Raw genomic sequence first — 19,481 nt, 5'->3', positions numbered from 1 at the left:
ATGCAGAAACTATTGGCCTTGGGTTTTCTCGCTTTGAGCTTTGTTGGCACCAACACGGCGTTGGCTCAAAACATTCAACCGAAAGACCTTGCTGCGCCGGCAGGGGCACAATCGGCCAGTCAGCCTGCCAAAGCAGTGGTGGGTACTATCAAAGTAGTGACTGGCTTGGTTAATTTGCAAACTGCGGAAGGCAAAAACAAATTTGCCAGCGCTGGTACCAAGTTGAATGTGGGCGATGTCATTAATACACAGGCAAAAAGCACCACGGTGCTGGAGTTTGTGGACACCACGCAGGTGGCATTGCGCCCAAACACGCGCTTTGTGGTTGAAAACTATGAATATCAACCGGAGCAACCCATAGCCGACAAAGCCGAATTCAAACTCGTTAAAGGGGGGTTGCGCACACTCACTGGGTTGATTGGCAAACGTGGCAGTGCAGACGCTTTTTCAATGAAAAGCGAAACAGCCACCATTGGTATTCGGGGAACCGACTTCACTGCCCGAATTTGCAAAGGCAATGAGTGTACTCGCCTGGCCAAGGGCGAGTCTGACAAAGCCACAGCCACAAATACCTCCACGGCTGATGTGGCGGGGCGTATTTCCCAACTGACTGGCGAATTGTTCGCTGTGTCGGTCGAAGGCAAGCGACGCGCTTTGCAAAAAGGATCAGCCGTATTTGCGGGGGAAACCATCGATGTGTCGGAAGGTGGGTTTGCCGTGGTCAGCATGGCTGACTCCACACGCCTCACTCTGCCAGGTGGCAGCTCCATGCAAGTGGCGGCTTATCGATACGCACCAGCTTCACCACAAACCTCAGTGGCCTCGTTCAAGTTGCTCAAAGGGGCTGTGCGTGCGGTAACCGGCGCCATTGCCAAAGCCGAACCCAACAACGTGAAGTTTTTTACTGAAACTGCGACGGTGGGTATTCGAGGCACGGCAATTGATATCTCATGTACATCAGTGTCGGGTGGCTTGGTTGTGTGCTCGGGTGGAGCCAACCTGACGGTTGAGCTTCGTGATGGGCAAATTATTGTCACTTCAGGCAATTTGAATTCAGTGATCAATGCAGGGCAATCGGCGGTTATTCCTGCGGGCAATGTGAATATTCAAGTCATCAATTCATTGGCCAACGTGCTGGGCAATGTGCCCAATGCGGGTCCACTGCCTGAAACCACGCCTGCAAACTTTGAAACCCTGTCGTCTACGCCTGTGCAGTCTTTGACGCAGGGCAGTGGTTCTTCAGATGAGGGTTCGCAATTGTTTGTTGCTGTGAACGACGGCACCATCGTCATTACCAACTCCAATCAGGCTCCGCTCGAGGTGAACCGAGGTGAGGGTGCCTTTGTACAAACATTGAGTAACCTGCCTCCGCAATTGCTGACTGCACCGCCCGATGTAATTGTTCAAGACATCACCCTGTCTGCCCCGCCATTCTCGGCACCGCAGTGTGCGCCTTGATGGTAGTTGATACATGAGCAAATTGATCAAGTCTTGGCGAAAAATTGCGGGCAAAGCATTTCGCATTGGTGTGGGTTTTTCGTTCACGGCAGTGGCTTTGCTGCATGTGTTGGGGTTCGCACCCAGCGAAGTGGTGAAGCGTCTTGATTACCTGGTTTATGACGTGCGGCTGCGGGCAGAGGCACAATTGCCTGAGCTTGATCCGCGCATTGTGATTGTCGATATTGATGAACAAAGCCTGAGCGAACTAGGGCGTTGGCCATGGTCTCGCGATGTGGTGGCCAAGCTGATTGTTGAGTTGACCGACAGGTTGGGTGCTGCTTCCGTTGGCTTCGACATTGTGTTTGCCGAACCTCAGCAAAGTGATGCGCTTCTGGCATTGGACACCATTATCGAAAACAAGCCTGCACTGGGTAGCCAGCTTCAGGAATTACGAACCGGAATTCAAGCGCAGTTCGATCGAGATGCACAGTTGGCCCAGGTTCTGGCCGACCGGCCAGTGGTGTTGGGGTACTACCTGAATCAGGATCCAACAGCCTTGTCTGGCGCGCTTCCGCCAGCATTGTTCAAAAAAAGCCAGTTGGGCGAGTTGACCCTCGACAGTACAAGCTGGCAGGGCTATGGCGGCAATATACCCGTGCTGCAGAAAAATGCAGAGGGCGGCTATTTCAATCCGATTGTGGATGAGGACGGCACTGTTCGCTCCATTCCGCTGCTTGCTCAATTCAATGATGCTTATTACCAAAGTTTTGCTTTGGGCACACTGCGGCGGGCCTTGGGTAACCCACAGGTGATACCTGTGTTTCCAGAAGGCGTACCGGATGATTATGGTGCAGTGGAGCTGATTGCACTGAGGTCTCCTGAAGTTGAATTGGACATTCCAGTTGAACGTGGCTTGTTAACCCGTGTTCATTTCCGGGCCAAGGGTGGTCCGAATGCTGGCGGCTATCGCTATGTGTCTGCTGCCGATGTACTTGCCGGCACATTGAAGCCCGAAGACATTGAAGGTCGAATTGTATTGATCGGTACTACAGCACCTGGCTTGCTCGATTTGCGAAGCACACCCGTGAACCCGGCCTACCCGGGGGTAGAAGTGCATGCCAATGTGATCAGCGGCATGCTCGACAGCATTTATAAACTTCGGCCCGAGTATTCGCAGGGTTTGTTGTTCATTACAGTGTTGGCAGTGGGTTTCGTGCTGAGTGTGATGATGCCTATTCTCAGTGCCACCTGGTCGCTGTTGGTTGCACTGGCGGTGTTGGTGGCCAGCGTGGCGGTCAATTCCTTGCTGTATTTTCAGGCAGGCCTGGTATTGCCGGTGGCGGTGGTGTTGTTGCTGGTGCTTGCCATATTCATGTTCGATGTGGCCTATGGGTATTTGGCAGAATCGCGCAGCAAGCGGCAAATGGTGGATTTGTTCGGGGAGTATGTAGCGCCAGAATTGGTGTCTGAAATGGCGGCGGACCCCACACGCTATTCCATGGAAGGTGAAAGCCGCGAACTTACAGTGCTGTTTTCGGATGTTCGAGGTTTCACAACGATTTCAGAATCGCTCAAGCCCAATGAATTGCGCGAGTACATCAATGAATACCTCACGGTGATGTCCGAGATTATTCGCTCCCACCGTGGCACGCTGGACAAATACATTGGTGATGCCATCATGGCCTTTTGGGGGGCACCCATTGCCGATGCTGAACATGCTGAATTGGCCACCAAAGCGGCCATTGCCATGCAGGAAGAAGCTGTACGTTTGAATGAGCGGCTCCTGGCGCGCAATTGGCCCACCCTGGCCATTGGTGTGGGTGTGAACACCGGGCAAATGCGCGTGGGCGACATGGGCTCAAAAATTCGCCGCGCTTACACCGTGATGGGCGATGCGGTGAACCTGGGTTCGCGACTGGAAGGCATTACCAAAACTTATGGTGTGGGCGTAATTGTAGGACCACAAACCAAGGCGGCTGTGCCCGGCATGGTGTTTCAAGAACTGGATGCGGTGAAGGTGAAGGGCAAGAACGAGCCTGTTTCAATTTATGCACCTTTGGGTGAGCACGCCACTTTGCCTGAAGCAAGCTTGAGTCAGTTGGAACAATGGGATGAGTTTTTGGCCGCGTTTCGTGCCCAGAAATGGCAGTTGGCGCGAGAACGGTTGACTGGATTGCAGGGCAGTGTGGTGACGAATTCTACTTTGCATGCTCTCTACGAAAACCGTATTGAGTACTTTGAGTTGAATTCCCCACCTGAAAACTGGGATGGTGTAACCCAGTTCGACACGAAGTAAAACGAACCGATTTAACCCAACTTGGTTGGCTTAGATCAGTTCGTTTTGCTGGTTCAAATACACCTCGGGTGAAATACGGAATGCCGCGCCCGTTGGGCAGGCGCGGACACAGGCTGGCCCACCTTCTTTGCCGTGGCACAAGTCACACTTGTAGGCTTTTTTGATAGAGTTGGCGTCGTACTTCACCGGGCGTTCACCCAGAGGGCCGCCCGCGCCGAACAGCAGCCAAGACAGCAAACCGGTTTTTCTGGGAGGTGGTTTCACCCTCAATTCAATCGCATTGTAAGGGCAGTTTTTGGCACAGTTTCCACAACCAATGCAGGTGTCTGCAATCATGACTTCGCCTTTTTCGTTGCGGCGAATGGCATCGGGCGGGCAGTCTTTCATGCAATGCGGCTGTTCGCAATGTCGACAGGAATGCGCCAGATGAATATTCTGAAAGGTGGGTCCAGCGTCGCGATCCAGGCGGGGTATTCCATCGTGCGTTTCTGCGCAGGCACGTTCACAATTGTCACAGTGCACGCACAGGTTCTCATCAATAACCAGGGCGTTGGTGGCATCGCCCAAACCTTGTTTCATCAAAAAGTGAATCAAATCGCTTTCGCGTTTCGCAGTGCTTTCCCGAAAAATGGCGTCGTGAACGCGTTTGCCAATTTTGGCCTGAAGAGCCTTTTTCCAATTGCTGTTTTTGCTCAACACATCGATGACCGCATCGGCTTGAATCAATAACACTTCAGTCAATACTGTGGCTGTGCATGTGGTCTGTCGATCTGTTCCATCCACCAGGTCTATTTCCCCAACATAGCTGCCTGCGGACACATAGGAAAGCACCGAGTCTTGGTCATCAATCAACTTGGACACTGCAACAGATCCGCGCCGAATCAAATGCAAACCGTCGGTTTTATCGCCTTCACTGAACAGTTTTTCACCCCGCACGTAGCGGGTCACACTGATGCCTGACGCAATCAGTTGTTCAATTTCCTGAGGCTCCAGCTGCGGCGCAAGGTGCGTGGACAGGGCTCGACGCACGAACGTTTCATCAAGGGTTCGGCGCACCGCATCCACCGAGGCGATCAGCTTCAGCATGGCCTTGCGGGGCGTTTCGATTAATACGCAGTTATTGCCTGCGTAAACTGTGGCGGTGCGGCGTCGCCCGGAGATCAAACCCATCTCGCCAAAATAATTGCCTTTGTCGAGATTAAGAATGAATGGCTTGCCATCTTTGTTCACCAATTCAATGCCAACACCACCCTGCACGATGGCAAAGAAAGTGCTGGTGTAGTCACCTTTGTGGAAAATGACTGAACCTTTCTTGGGTTGGTGAAGCGTTGATTCCAGCATGAATTCGCGCAGTTGAAGGCGGGTCATCTGGTTGAACAGTGGAACATTTTCCAGAATCATGTCCAGCACGGCTGAGACAGAGACATCACCCAGGGGTTTGAATTTCTCGGCAAGCAACGGCTCGTCAGCGGGTACCACCGGCAAGCCCATGATGGAATCCACCACCTCATGGCCTTGGTTCATCGCTTGCTTGATTAGAGGGTATCCACCCAGCGCACCGACAATGAACAGGCCGGGCACGTTGGATTCATAAGTTTCGCTAAGCGCAGGCACTGCGTTGGGATCGCTGTTGGGGAATGTCACCCCAAAGCTCTCTACCAGGCCACGGGGCGGTGTCGCCCCCAAACGGGCAATAATTCGGTGCACAGGCATGGCCTGCTCACCCTCGGGGCCTTTGTAGCGGTAGTTGAGTGTGGGCTCTCCCTCTTTGGCCTCGGGTATCTCCTCGACTGCACTTGTGCTGGTGTTGTAGAAAATACGCAAATCTTCATTCCTGTCTGCCGCAAGAATCTGGTTCAGATTGCCTTCTTTACAGCGGGCAAATTCATCTTTGCGGTTGATCAGCACCACCTTGTTGTTCTTCATCAAGGCCAGGGCGTTTTCAATGGCGGCATCACCCGCACCGATCACAATGATGGTTTCATTGTTGAACTCATCGGGGTCAGCCAGGGTGTATTGAACATTGGGAAGGTCGTCACCAGCAGTTCCAATTTTTCGGATATTGCCTTGTAGACCAATACCCAAAATCACTGTGCGGGCGGTGGTTGTGGTTCCGTCCTCGCAGGTCAGCTCGAACGGTCCGGCACCATTATTGAGTTTGCTGATCTTGCTGACGGTTTTCTTGTATTGAATATTGATTTTTTGATTAAGCAGCTGCGAATCCCAGGTGCCAAGAATACTTTCCCGCTTTCCGGCTTCAAATGACATGCCACTGCGAAGGGGCAAAAAGCCTGGCTCAGCCATGACATGCTTGCCCTTTTGGTACTTGTAAATTGTGTCCGATGCATGGTTTTCTGATTCGAACAACACGTACTTGCAACCCAGTTGCTGCGCACGCGCCGCCGCAGACAAACCAGCCGGGCCTGAACCTACAATGGCGATATCCAGTTCAGCGGGTACATCGGCAAACATGGGTTTGAGATTGTCTTGCATGGTTTACGCTCCCACTGCGGCTTTCAGGGCCAGCAGTTCGGATTGAAATGCTTCGCGGTCGTAGGCCTCATCATTGCTGAGTAATTTCAGCAAACGATCCATTTTTGAATTCACGGTTTGCGCAATGCGCGAATTGCCTTTGCGGGCCAGGCCATTGGCCACGCTGCTGATCGACATGTAGGCTTGTTCCGCACCGGCGAAATCGGCGTATTGGTTATTGGCTGCCATATTCACCAGGTCTTTCAGGATTTTCTCCAACACTTGTTCATTGAATGGAACCGTGGCCACTACTTTTCGCACGGTGTTCAGTTGCGCATGAAGTACGTTTGCGGCGCGTTCAACTTCAGCGAAGTTGGCGGCCGGTGAGGTGCTTGCAATGTGCAACTGGTTCACCAGTTTGGCAATGTCGCTGCTGTGTTGCGGTGCGGCTGCGCGAACAATGGCCTGAACCATGATGAGGCTGGAGTTGTTGATGCGTGCTTGCCCTGGGCTGCGCGCCAGGTCTTTGGACCAGTCTTTCTTGCTCATGGGTGAGTGGCAGGCGTGGCAGTCGAACATCATAAGTTCGGGCATGATGCCTTGGCGATTTCTCTTGGTGTCTGCGATCAATTCCAGCAAATTGGCGCTGCTTGCAAATTGCCCCATCGCCCAAATTTTACCGGCATCGTAAGCGCCTTTGCGCTTGACCCAATCCTCATCGATTCTGTAATGCGGTGGTTCAAGGGCCATGAAAGTTTCCACTTCAATCGAAATACGCGGATGCCCCGCACCCATGATTTGATGGGTAATCGGGCGGCTTGAATCGCCCACATGGCAACTGGTGCACAGTTTGGCGGCAGCGTAGGGGTCGCTGGTGGGGTATAGGCCATTTTCAATATTCTTTGCATGGCTTGCCTTGGGTTCTACGTGGGTTTTAATCCACTTTTCGGCAGGGCCGTGACAGGCTTCGCAGTTCACGCCATCGCTTTTGTCAAAGCGCGGCCCCTGTTTACTGGCCGGCACATTGTGGCTGTGGCAATCCAGGCAAACTTTGGCTTCATGGGCTGGTTGGGCAAGCCCCAGGTTTTTGGCGATGCGTTGCGATTGTGCATTCTTTAACACGGCATAGGCCTGCGTGTGTGGGTCTTCCCGCAGCCAGGTGGTGTATTCATTTTGCAAAACAGGTGTCGCTGTGCGTTCAGCAATGCTGCCATGGCAGGTGCTGCTGGCACAGTTCACTGTGCCAACCGATTGATGGGGTGATTGGTGCGGCATGGTTTGGGCCATGCCGGCTGTGTGCGCAGCCAGCAACAAGCTTGTGCCTAGCGCAAGCAACAGGCGATTGAAGCATCGGTTCAAGGCATTTGCTTTCATGGCTTAATCCTTTCTGAAAGCCACTGAATTGACTTTGGGCTTGGGCAGGTAGTTTTCTTTTTCAACCTTGTCGGTCACGGTCCACAGGCGGCCATCGGGGCGAAGGTAAAACGCCTCCATTTCCTTGCGGGTGAATGGGCGTGAACCAATTCGGCCAAACACGGCAATTTGTCCGCCTGTCTCATCCACGGCGCGATCCCGGTCCAAACCTTTGGATACCGACAAAGCCGGGCTGGGTGTTTTTCGCCATGCAATCAGTTCAGGCACGGGCGCAGGCGAGAATCCATAGAATTTCGGCTGCGTGTCAGGCGATGTCAGTTGCAAAACCTTCAAACCATTGACACCGTCCGCCACATAGGCAAACAGGGATGCATTGGTGGAGCCCACCACCACATCATGCGCGTCATTCAGTTGCCCGTCTGCAGTAAATTGTTGGTACACCACGGGCTTGCGCGGGCGTTCAATGTCGACAATCACCAAGCCCTGTTTTTTTGCCGCCACATAGGCGTAGGTGCGTGCCAAATAAACTCGTTGTGCATCCGCCATGGGCACCACGGCACCGGTGTGTTCGGGCTTCTCAGGGTGGGTAATATCGATCACTTCCAGCCCTTTGGCTGTGGTGACGAACAGGTAGCGGAATTGCACCGCTGTGGCACGAGCATCCTGCAAGGGCAGGGTGGTGATGTGGCGCGGCTTCAAGGGGTTATTGATATCAACAAACACCAGCCCCTTGGGCGTGGTGATGTAAGCGTAGTGCCCGCCCAAGGTAATGTGGCTTGCACCGCTCAATACTCCGTTTTCGTTCCAGCTTACCGCGCGCTCGAAGAAGTTGTTGCGGGGCTCGCCGTCTGCCAGTGTGTTCACATTCACTGCAATCAGGCCTTCTTCGCTGTCGGTTATGAAGGCGTAGTTGTAGATCGGGTGGAATGGCTGTTCCATATTGGTAATGCGCATCAGGTCGCCCTGGTTTTTCTCGGGGTTGATGGGCTGGTTGGTGGGTAGGGCCATGCAAGTCGCATTTTTGGAGGCCACATGGGTGTCGTGGCCAAGCGGGCTGAACGGTGCGGTGATCACGCGTTGCCCATAGCCTTTGTTGGCCACACTGGCTGCGTCATAGGCGCGGAAACCGCCTTTTCCTTCTGCCACAAACACATACTCGCCGCGCAATTGAATGCAACTGGCCACGCCTTTGGTGGTGTGGTCCATCAACGCGGGCACCACGGTATCAGCCAGTTCTCGATTGCGATTCAAGTGGTTTTGATAATAGTCCGGGTAGGCGTATTTGTGCAGATAGCTGCCCAGCACGGCCTGGGGTTCATCCCATTCAGTCACGGTCACCGCCGCAATGTGCTCCGTGCCGCCCAGCCATGCATTGAACCCGATGAAGTTCACAAAGTTTGTGCCTTGTAACAACAGCTGCGCCATGATGGCGTTGTTGTCATCCTCGCGTGACAGATGGCAATCGCTACAGGTTTTTGTTTCTTCCTTGCGCTCGGTGTGTGGGTAGTGCGGTGCAAAGGCCTGCGATGAAAAACCACTGGATGCAATGGGTGGCTGCTGAATGTAAATGCGTTCGCGGTTGGCGTTCATCGATGAAAGAATCAAGGCCGAACTTGAGCGAATCGGTGCAATCCGATTGCCTTTTACCGGGCCATGCACGCCCAGCTGGAACATGTCGTCGCGCGCCACCTGCGGGTTGTAGGTGGCGTAGTTTCGGGTTTCCCCGCCTTCATAATGCAGGCGCTCGGTTTTCCAGTTGGCTTGAATGGGCAAGTGGCAACCCGCGCAGCTGGTGGTCCAGCTCAGGTGGCAGGTGAAGCAAGTCATCTTGTCGTTGTCGTGCGCCAGCTCTTTTACGCCTGGTCCCCATTTCCCGTCTTGGCCTTCTGCACCAGCACCCATCAGTTTGGCGCGTGCAGCTTTGGCGTTGTACTCAGGGTGTGCCGGGTTCATATTGTCTTTCACCAGGCTCATTTCCCATTCTTTGGTGGGGTCAAGCGCAGCGCGCTGATACAACTTTCCATCTCGCCACTCAAAGCGCTTGCGGCCGTCCTGGGTTCGCAATTGGGTTAAGTCGCTGCCGCCAGGTGGCGCAGCAGGCCCGCTGGTGCGCAAGGTGGGGTATTTGGTGGCGGTGCCATGGCAATCGGCACAATCCACTTCAACTGCGGCAGCCACTTCGCCATAAATGTGACCATTGCCGTGCATGTCTTGCGCAAAGTGACAATCAACGCAGTGCATGCCCACGTCCAGGTGAATGGAACTCAGGTGCACTGCCTTGTCGAATTTCTTGGGGTCGTCGTCGGCAACCACATTGCCCTGCGCATCCAGCAAAGCACCTTTGCGGTTGCGCTTGAAAACTGCACGGAAGTTCCAGCCGTGCCCGTGGTAATCGGCAAATTGCGTGTCTTTCAGTTTGCTGTTGAGCGTTGAAACGTTTTTGAGGAATTCGGGGTCGCTCCACTTGCCACGCACCGCGGCTTCTTCGGGGTTGCGATCCAGAATTTCACGCATTTCTGAATCGGTGGGGTAACGTTGCTTTTCCGGCCACATGTGCGGCGCGTCGCTTTCGTAGTCCCACATGATGTAGCCGTAATAGCTGTTCACAAACACGTTGGGCTGGTGCATGTGGCACACCATGCACTGCGAGCTCGGAATGGCGCGTGTGAATTCATGCTTCACCGGGTGACCACTTTCGTTTTTTGCAATGGTCGGGTCAATGGTTTGCGTGGTGCCATCATGACCAAACTTGGCGTAGGGCCCTGCATGCTTTGGGTCACGGTCGTTGGTGTAAATGGTGTGGCAGCCCGTACAACCCGATGAACGGTAGTCACCGGGTTGCTCATTGGTGCCCAGGAACCAAAGATGCGGATCGTTCAAGCGGGTCTTGGTCACGTTGATCAAGGGCACGGCAATACGCTGGCCGGTGCCAGGGCCCCGGTTGGATTGCTTGATGTCGGGCCGCCCCGGTTCGTCCAGTCGCTGAATTTGGCCCAACACGTTGGGCAGGCCCACTTCAGGAAAGATGCTGTTGATCACTTTGCCGCCACGTTCGAACACGCGGAATATGTCCCCAGGGGGCGTGGTTTCCCAAGCGGGCAAGGGCGCCAGTTCATTCAGAATACCCTTGTGAACAAACAGCTCATTGTTGGCCTCCACCGGGTTTTTCAGCAAACCGGGTTTTCCGTCTTGCGTGTAGGCCTCGCCCAGAATGTAGCGTTTGTAAGGCAAAATTCCATTGTTGTACGAGGCTCCACCCCACAGCATGGCCGATGTACTCATCAAGCTGCGTTCTTGGGCCTGAATGACTGGCAAGTGGCATGCACTGCAGGCTTCGCGTGCCACTCGCAAGTCACCGGGGTTGACGAAGCGGATGTAGGCGGGGTGCTCTTTGTTCAGCTTGGCGTACGAACGCTTTGGGTTGGCCGACGAAGGGTAGTTCCAGAACTTCTCGTTTCGTGGCGCAATGTGGGCTTTGTCCAGTGCGGCCCGATATTCAGGTGCAAAGCCCTTTTCACGCGCTGCGCGGGTGTGGTCATAGGCCAGCGTGCCTTGCTTTTGCTCTTTGCCATTCCATTTCACGGTGGCATCACCACCATGGCAATCGGTGCAGCCCAACACCACACCGGGGTTGGCGTGCATGGTGTGTTCATCTGTCTGTGTGTGGCAGCTCATGCAGCCTTCGGTTTTAGCAAAGGCTTCCCGTGCAGTTTGCCGTTCAGGCGCATGGGGTGCCATGGTGTAGCTTTTTTCAGGCAACTTTTCACTGGCGGCATGGGCCACTTGGTCGATCCCCAGAGTGGAAACAGTTGCCACCGCGAAACCCAATGCAAGCAGCCAGCCCTGCCAGCGATTGTTGCTGGCGGGCTTTGTGGGAGGAGCAATGGCGTTATTCAAATTCATCAACAAACAACCTGCCTTAAAAACTCAAAATCACGTTGAACAAAAACGAGTAAGGGTCTTTGTCTTCCGGGAACAATTCTTTGTAGCCCTTGCCCGGTAACAGTTTGGCAAACGACCCATTCACCACAATGTTTTGCGAGAAGAAGGGGCGGTACTGAAAACCCACCGACGCATCAATACCCAAATCCGTGGATGGTGGGCGTTGCTGGCGCAAGGTGCCCAGCACATTGGTGTTGTCGAATTCAAGCTTGTTGACGTTGGCCACCAAACGAAGCTCGGGCAATACATCAATATCGGCACCAATACCCAGCAGCAACAGGCCTGGGTTGATGAAATTCGATTGCCCCTGTTCTTTGCTTGAACGCAGGGAAGGCAACACGCCGTTTCGGCCCGACAAAGCCACACCACCGCCGCCAATCAAAGGAATATTCTGACGGATGAAAAAGCTGGTGTCGGCACCTGCAAACTGGGGGTTCTCGAATATGGCATCGAAGCCCTCGGCTTTTCCATCAAAAGGATCTTCGTCGCCCGACGCATACAGGAAGCTGCCACGCAAACGGAACCAGTCAAAGTCGCGCGACAATTCTGTGGCGTGAAAGAATGCATCAATGTCTTGCTCGCGCTGGGCAAGCGGGTGCCTGTCTGTTTTACCCGTGGCGTAGTAGGTTGAAGTGGTAATGTTCATGCGGCCGTAGTGGCCATCACCGCTGAACCCAAAATAATCCACATGGTAGCCAAACGGCTTTTGATCGCCCAGCGAGGAGGGCCGAGCGAGAAATCCGTTCGCGTCGAAGTAACGTTCACCGTCTTCATCGTTGCGGTTGTGGATGTAAGAAACCTGACTGGTGAAACCCAAAAACGGGAAGTCTTGCCGGTACAGGTTGGCCACGAAAAAATCATCGTCGCGCAGGTCTTGCCGAATATCATTCAGACCACTGTTGGTGTCTTTTTCAACCCGCTTGAAATAGCCGATGTTGTACTGGTAAATGTTGTTGTTGCGGTTGCCAAACAGGCGAATGCCCATGGGCAGGTCTTGGAACAGAAAGCCCCGGAAGTCGCTGATGAATGGCTGAATACCTACACGCAAGCTGTCGAAATCGTAGCGATCTGACACGTTGCGAAGGTGCACGTCGACAAATGCTTCCTGAATACCCACAAACCCTTCACGGCGAACATCGCCGGAAGAAGAGGCAATTTTCAGCAAGCGGTCTTCATTGACGCGCACATCGGTGTAGTTGAACACCGGTGTTAAACGGAACTCATAGTCGGGTGGTTTGAAAGTAGTGTTGCCTTTGGTCAACGACAAACTCACGATCAAGTTGTGGGCAAAAATCGATTGCTCACCATCACCGAAAATATTGGCCTGCCCACCAGTGCTGGATGTGGCTGGCGGTACAGGCACCGGGAAGTTGCGTTGCTCGTACAGCGTGTCGGCAATAATACCCAAGTTAAAAAACCAGTCGGGGCCCAGTGTGTTCTGCAACACGGGCAGGTCGCCCTTGATCACGTTCTGGTTGTAGGGGTCGAACAGGGGAAACTTGAAACCCAGCGATTGCATAATTCGCCAGCGATCAGGCACTGCCACTGTTTCGCGTGGCAGGTTGGGCAAAGGTGGGGGCACCTGGCTCGGGTCGATCACGGGTATGGCAATGTCACGCGGTACAATGGGTGTGTCGCGGCCAGGAATGGCGCGCTGTACCTGCGGTGTTTGTGGAATTGTGTTGGGGACTATGCCCGGTGTGGCAGTGCTTGAAGGGCGTATGCCAGTGCCTGCTTTGTCTTGCAGCACATCGGCTGAAAATGCGCGGGGCGCAAATACGCCCAGCGATTGTTCACCGTACTGGCCGGTACCTTGTTGCACCCAGCCGTCGGTGCTGCCCAGGAAGCCACCCAAGAGGCTGTCCTGAATACGAACCCGGTACCAGCCGTCTTTCTCTTCATAGGCATCGACCAACTGACCTTTGAAAAACTCGCCAATCGCGCGAGATTCCTTGTTGGGTTTTGTGTACACCACGCTTCGGTTGTCAAACACTTGCAGCAACACCAGCGGGCGTTCGGCGTTTTCAAGTTCCGCAACTTCCGGAATGCCCGCCACTTTCCGGGTAACTTTCTCAACGGTTTCTGTCACCTGGGCAACAAGGTTAGGTTTTGTTTCGCTGCGAATATCCGCCCGAATTTGCGCAATTGCGGGCACGGGCAGCAAGCCAGCCAAAATTAGCCCGATGGCCAGTGGTTTCAAACGCATGATGTTGTTGTTTTTCTTCATGGTGCTGGGCATACGTTTTGTTCACTGCTGTTGTTGAACGGAGTTTGCGGGCACTGCACATACTTCAAAAATTCGCCTGAATTGGACAATTCATTGGCAGTCAGCAAGGTGGAGGGGAATGGGCGCATGGTACTGCCCACAGCGGTTGCACCGTTGATCACGCCCAGGTAGCCAATCATGTCGTCCTGGTCCACGCCGTCACCGGACACACCAATTGCACCTACCAATGTGTCGCCTTTGTAAATCGGGAAACCTCCCGGGAAAATCTGCATACCATTGGCGAAACGGCCTTGTCGACCTGCGGGAATATTCACGTCGTCAACACAGGTGAGTGCGGCAGGGGGTGAGAACTGATTTGCTGCGCGCGTGGTCGCTGTCAGCGTACCCAATACCTTGTTGGTCACAATGTTCAATTGAAAGCCAACGTTGAAGGGGCTCCATTGAGAGATTGGTGATGAAAGTGGGCCTGTTGGCGTACCCACTTCACCGTCTGGAAAGTAAGGGCGGTGCACGTTGCCGATTGCGCGCGCTGAAAATGCCTTGCTGCCATTTAGGGAACTGGCCTGCCCGGTAAAAAACGTGTCCATTGCATTGGCAAATGCGGCATGGTTACCCGCATCAATTGCAGTAAAGTCAGTCAATGCCTCTGCTGAACTGAATGAAAGTGCCGAGCGCGCTTTTTGTACCGATACATCGGTGCCAAATATCGGTGCATCTGACGAGCGAACCAGGCCTAGAATATCTCCGTCAAGATCAATCACAGACACCGTGACTTCCGCTGGAGAACCCAAAGGATTTCTGATTTGCGCACGAGCGCGGTTCGCAATCTTCATTCCCTCGACCAAAATATTCTGCACCTCGGCTTGCGTCAGGTTCGCTCCGGCAGTCGGCGGAAAACGCACCGAGGTGTTGTCAGCGGGGTTGGTAATCAGGGTAAATGTGTTCAGGCCATTGAAGGCTGGGGCGGTGGTCGCTACGTAACCGGATTGACTGGTGCCATAAGATGTTCCAGCAATGACGCCTGCTGCTGTTTTGTAGCCTGTAACTGCCACGAAGTTTCCATTCCCAGCCAGCGCCGCGGCGCCAGCCACTGCGGGTGTGGTGTTGGAAAACTGAAAAGTTTGGCCGTTTGCAGTAATACGATTTGCACGAATTTGAGCGGGCGCACGGAAAGCCTCTGGCAGGGCGGCAAATGCGATTTCTTCCTCAAGATCAACTTCATTGGTGAGGATGTCACGGTCCAGCCCGTACACGCCTTGTGTACCCGCATCGGTTGATGCAATCACGCCGATACCACCCACCACCCGGCCTTCCTGATAGATCGGAAAGCCACCAGGATCTGCTGACAAACCAAGCGGTGAGCGTTTTGGTCCAATGGTCGCATTTTGTGAAAGCCACACATTCAGATCAGAGCAGGGAAGTTGGCTGAACTGCACGCCGTACAGTGGGCCGCTGGGCTGGCCTGTTTCCCCTGGTTGAAAAAATTCCTGAACAATTTGGCTGGCTGTGCGGGTGCTGAATGCGTTCCCGGTTGAAGACAGGTAGGCTCCGGTAATTGCTTTGGCAATAGCAGCCAATTCACTGGGTACTGGGGTGAATCCGTCCAGGCCCCTGCCATTGGCACCACTCAGTCCACTTGTGATAATTGCAGATGGGCTGGAGTTGGTCATTCGATAAACCGCCAGCACATTGCCCACCCGGTCGGTGATGGCAATGGTTGATTGCACGCCGCGAGAAATGGATGCCTGCACCGCGCGGGCCACAATGTCGTTGACCTCCGGGATGGACAGGCTTTGCGTGCCCAAAGGCTCAACATTGAAATTGGGTTCAGACGAGCTTCCACCGCCGCCCCCGCCACCACATGACACCAAGATGAATGGCGTTGCAAGGCAAACTGCCACTCCCATGGCAATCCGTTTCAATTTTGCTGCTGTGCCAGTAACGGCAACTTTGCGTGTACGCATCGACTTCTAACTCGCTCATCTTTGTTTTTCAATGGACTTGCTTGCCTGCAAGTCCCCAGTTCACTGCTGGTCTGTCTACTCAAGTTACTGCGTCGAATGGCGATTACTTCACTGCCACTTCTTTTTTATGTATATGGTATTCGTGGCAAACGCCACAGTCTGACTGAACTTTGTTGAGCACGGGTTTACTGCCCGCATGACAAGTTTGACAACCGTCAATGGCTGGCATCAGTACGTCACTTGCTTCCTCGGATTTGCTTGCTTTATGGCAACTTTCACAACTTTCAAATTCGTGTGCTTTGTGGTCGAACTTGGCCATGGGCATCCACGGGTGGGCGGGATTGATCTCGGCAATCTCGTACTGCGGCATTCTGGAGCCAGAAGTCTTGGTGTTGCCCAATCCATCTACAGCTTTTACTTCATGGCACACTGCGCAAGCCGTGTTTTCAAACAGCTCCACTGTTGCAAATGCTGCTTGTGCACGGGGGTTGCCGCTCAAGTTTCGCAAGTTGGAGCGATTCGGGTTTTTCTCACCTGGGCGCGCGCGCAACACCGCACGCTGTGCATTCACTTTGTTGCGTTCTTCGGGGTGCAAAGCCAAATAACTGTAGAACTCTTCGACCGTGCTGAGCACCGCATCGACAGGGCCGTGGGGAACTTGCCGATCGGGCAGGGCAGGCTCAAAACTCAGCTTGTGGCATTCCTGGCAGTGGCTTTCCATGTTGAGCGTTTTAAACCCGGTGGCAGTGTCTGCTGGCTCGTGGCAGTTGGCACATTCCATCACCACTTTCTTGCTTGGGCTGTCGATGCCTTTTGGGTCAAGGTGAACGTCGTGCGGAAACTTCAGGTTGGTTTTTTCAACAATCGGTGTGTTGGCCGCCATGCGGATACGCCGCAAATCACTGGGCTCAGGGCCGGTGGCCACTGTAATTCGAAATGCCGGGTGTTTGTCGCCTGCGAAGTCACTGACAGCAAGGGTTTCAGTTTTTGGTGCCACAGTTTTAATGTCGGTATGGCAAGCCGCACAGTCGGCACCTACAAAATGTTTGTTCTGTTCTGCGAGGCTTTCGCGCCCTTTGTGATCGCGGTGACAGCTTGCGCAACGGCCTTCTTCGAATGACGTGTCGGGCAGTGTTTGCTCGGTTACATGTAAGCCCATATTGCCGTGGCATACCAGGCAGCTTTCATCTTTGACACGCGAGAAGTTGCCGGCGTGGCAAGCCTGGCAATCGCCTTCAAGATTGGCGTGGGCAGAGGCCAATGGTCCCGGGTTCCAGATTGAATCCAGGGCCAGTGCTGTCGTATTGCGCGTGTTTGAAACCGGGGTACTTTGAAGGCTGGGGTGTGCATTCACCGGCAGTTTTTCGGCACGCACTGTTTGTGGTTTTTCATCCGGGCTCGTGTGCTCAACACCAAAAAGCCCGGGTACCTGCATGGCCAGCAAAGGCAACACAAGAAACGCGAAAAGAATGGGTACAAAAAGCAACCACGAAAGTGGGCGTTTCAGCCCCAGGGGCTTTTGCAAGGCCTGTTGCTCACGTTGAAGCGGGCTTTTTTCTTGTTCGGCCATGTTCGCTTACCAGTAAATAAAAACAGACAACACATGCGCAATCAACGCAGCCAGCAAACCAAACGACAAAGGCACATGGATGGATAGCCACAGCTCAAGCCAATATCGCAAGTGGTAATAACGGCGCAATTGTTTCAAGGCGCGCAGTCGCTGCACCTGGTTTCTGTATATGTCGGAGAGACTGTCAACTCGTGTCATTTCCTGTTGCAGGTCATTAACTGCTTTCTCGGTGGCGCAGTCTTTCACTACACCTTTGCGCTGGCTTTTGCGATTGGGATAAATATTTTGTTTGTGTGAGGCAGCGATGACTCGCCCAATCAAGCCACTTGCATTTTTAATCTGCTTTTGTGCTTCGCGGTCGAGTGCTTGAATTTGTTCCACAATTTGTTCAGGACTTTGGCGATTCAGTGCGTTTGACATTTCTGCGGGATACCGCAAATAAAAGCTGAGCCCCCACACGCCGGTGCCAATGGTCGCCATCGTTAGCACATAGGCCAATGAATGCACATTCCAGCCAATCTGGAAACCTGTGTGCAATGTGGCAACTATCGACAAGGCCAGTCCCAAATAAATATGCGCAGATACCCAACCCCGCAAGTTGCCTGCTTCGTTGGCATACTGGCGCTTGCGTACACCAAACCACATCAGCCAAAGAATGAGCAGGGCACCAATCGTTCCCAAGGTATAGCCCAACCAGGTTCCGCCATTGGCATTGATTCTGGGTTGGTCGAAAAGGTAGGCAAACGATGAAATGAGCGTCAGCAGCAAGGCCCATTTCAGGAAAACAAATCGTTTGTAGTTGAACAGGTTGTCCTGAATCATGTGTTCAGCGCCTAGGCGAATAGTCAGAGGTAATGCTGCTCAGGGTTTACGCTAATTTCTGTATAGCCGTTAATGTTACGTGATCATTGGTGATGTTAGTATCCCTACTTCATGTCTGGGGGTTAACAATTGAGTCTTGGTGTGGCCTTTGTGGGATTTATCTTCCTGTTTTTTCTAGTATTTTGCCTATATTTTGCGTGGAATGGATTTTTTTTCTCCGATGATCAAAAAACCACGAATGGGGTAGGGTCTCTGGAGGATAGCCCTGAGTGGCGTGCTTTTTTGAACCGACGCCAGGAAATTGAAACCGACCCAACACTCGACTCTGCGAGCAAACAGGTTTTGATTGACAACTGGCTGACCATGGCCAGCGAGAGCAAGCCACACATGGCCACGGCTGGCGTTTCCCCAATGCGTCTGAGCTGGGCCAGGCCCGCGGCCATGCCTTGGCTGATTGCAGGCAGCCTGGGATTCGCGGTTCTGTTCACCTATTTGATTGGTGCGATGCACCCCGGCGCATTGAAATGGCCTGAAGCGAATTCTGTAGATGCGCTTGCACCAAGTGTAGATCAAGCCGTTGCCGCTTCAGCAGGGCATCCCGGTGACGGTGCCAATTTGCAGGACAGGCTGGCGGGCTTGCAGGCAAGGCTTGCAGCGCAGCCGGACGATTTGCGCGGGTGGGTGCTGCTGGCGCGCACGCACGCCTCCATGTCCAATTACCTTGAAAGTGCCAATGCCTTGAAAAAGGCGCTGGAACTCACGCCAGGGCATCCAGATATTCTCGCAGATTTGGCCGACATGACCGCCATGGCACAGGGCCGCCAACTGGCTGGTGAACCAGAAACTTACATCGCAGCTGCACTACAAAGTGATCCTCGCCATGAAAAGGCCCTTGCACTGGCAGCCAGTGCTGCCGAGCAAGCGGGTGATCAAGACAAAGCGCAGGTGTACTGGCAACTGCTTAGCCAGGTTCAGCAAGCGAGCTTGAAACAATCGAATCCGGCACCCGAGGACATTCTCACCATAGTTAACGTAACTGTTCCTGAAGCAGCATTAAAAAGCCTGAAGGAATCATCGGCACTGTTTGTATTCTTAAAGGCGCAGCCCGGCCCTGGCATGCCACTGGCCGTGGTTCGCGTGCCTGCCTCGCAGTTAAGCGCAAGTAAGCTCGCGGTGCGCATCGGCCCGGGCGACTTTATTCAGGAAGGTGGTGTTGGCAATTTGCCCGATACCGTGCACATTCAAGCGCGCTTGTCGATTCAAGGCATGGCCCAAACAGGTGCAGGAGATATCGAGTCAGCGTGGCAAACGCTTCCTCGCAATCGGCTCGCTTCGGGTGTTGATTTAAGTTTGCCGGAGGCCCCGGCGAATTGA

10 protein-coding genes are annotated in these 19,481 nt (G+C 53.6%); 3 read left to right on the top strand and 7 right to left on the bottom strand.

Annotation, left to right across the window (positions count from 1 at the left end):
• Positions 1 to 1,458 carry a FecR family protein gene (locus tag B4C79_RS13655; RefSeq protein ID WP_291740275.1) on the top strand — a complete coding sequence of 486 codons (1,458 nt, stop codon included), beginning with the start codon at positions 1 to 3 and terminating at the stop codon, positions 1,456 to 1,458.
• Between the two features lie 13 nt (positions 1,459 to 1,471).
• On the top strand, positions 1,472 to 3,736 hold the full coding sequence (locus B4C79_RS13650; RefSeq protein ID WP_291740273.1) for a CHASE2 domain-containing protein: 2,265 nt from the start codon (positions 1,472 to 1,474) through the stop codon (positions 3,734 to 3,736).
• Positions 3,737 to 3,766: 30 nt separating this feature from the next.
• Here the strand turns inward: B4C79_RS13650 and B4C79_RS13645 are convergent, their stop codons facing one another.
• From B4C79_RS13645 to B4C79_RS13615, 7 genes are all read right to left on the bottom strand, one after another.
• The gene (locus B4C79_RS13645) at positions 3,767 to 6,229 is read right to left on the bottom strand and encodes a cyclic nucleotide-binding domain-containing protein (protein WP_291740271.1); all 2,463 of its coding nucleotides are present in this window, start codon (positions 6,227 to 6,229) and stop codon (positions 3,767 to 3,769) included.
• Between the two features lie 3 nt (positions 6,230 to 6,232).
• Positions 6,233 to 7,582 carry a multiheme c-type cytochrome gene (locus B4C79_RS13640; RefSeq protein ID WP_291740269.1) on the bottom strand — a complete coding sequence of 450 codons (1,350 nt, stop codon included), beginning with the start codon at positions 7,580 to 7,582 and terminating at the stop codon, positions 6,233 to 6,235.
• 3 nt (positions 7,583 to 7,585) lie between these two features.
• Positions 7,586 to 11,485 carry a hypothetical protein gene (locus tag B4C79_RS13635; protein ID WP_291751575.1) on the bottom strand — a complete coding sequence of 1,300 codons (3,900 nt, stop codon included), beginning with the start codon at positions 11,483 to 11,485 and terminating at the stop codon, positions 7,586 to 7,588.
• Between the two features lie 16 nt (positions 11,486 to 11,501).
• Positions 11,502 to 13,763, bottom strand: coding sequence for an SH3 domain-containing protein (locus B4C79_RS13630; protein WP_291762658.1), 2,262 nt, complete (start codon positions 13,761 to 13,763; stop codon positions 11,502 to 11,504).
• Entirely contained in the window at positions 13,748 to 15,715 is a 1,968-nt protein-coding gene (locus tag B4C79_RS13625; protein WP_291739317.1) for a GlcG/HbpS family heme-binding protein, read from the bottom strand. The genes B4C79_RS13630 and B4C79_RS13625 overlap by 16 nt, the downstream gene beginning before the upstream one ends.
• Before the next feature lie 103 nt (positions 15,716 to 15,818).
• A complete protein-coding gene (locus B4C79_RS13620; RefSeq protein WP_291739316.1) occupies positions 15,819 to 17,285 on the bottom strand; it encodes a hypothetical protein in 1,467 nt (488 codons plus the stop codon).
• Positions 17,286 to 17,291: 6 nt separating this feature from the next.
• A complete protein-coding gene (locus B4C79_RS13615; protein ID WP_291739315.1) occupies positions 17,292 to 18,107 on the bottom strand; it encodes a hypothetical protein in 816 nt (271 codons plus the stop codon).
• Between the two features lie 282 nt (positions 18,108 to 18,389).
• Here B4C79_RS13615 and B4C79_RS13610 point away from each other — a divergent pair, with 282 nt between their 5' ends.
• Positions 18,390 to 19,481, top strand: a complete 1,092-nt coding sequence (locus B4C79_RS13610; RefSeq protein ID WP_291739314.1) for a tetratricopeptide repeat protein — start codon at positions 18,390 to 18,392, stop codon at positions 19,479 to 19,481.

The sequence above is a fragment of the Limnobacter sp. UBA7229 genome, from assembly GCF_002473065.1.
Classification (GTDB): domain Bacteria; phylum Pseudomonadota; class Gammaproteobacteria; order Burkholderiales; family Burkholderiaceae_B; genus Limnobacter; species Limnobacter profundi.
This window is presented reverse-complemented; position numbering and strand designations above follow the sequence as displayed.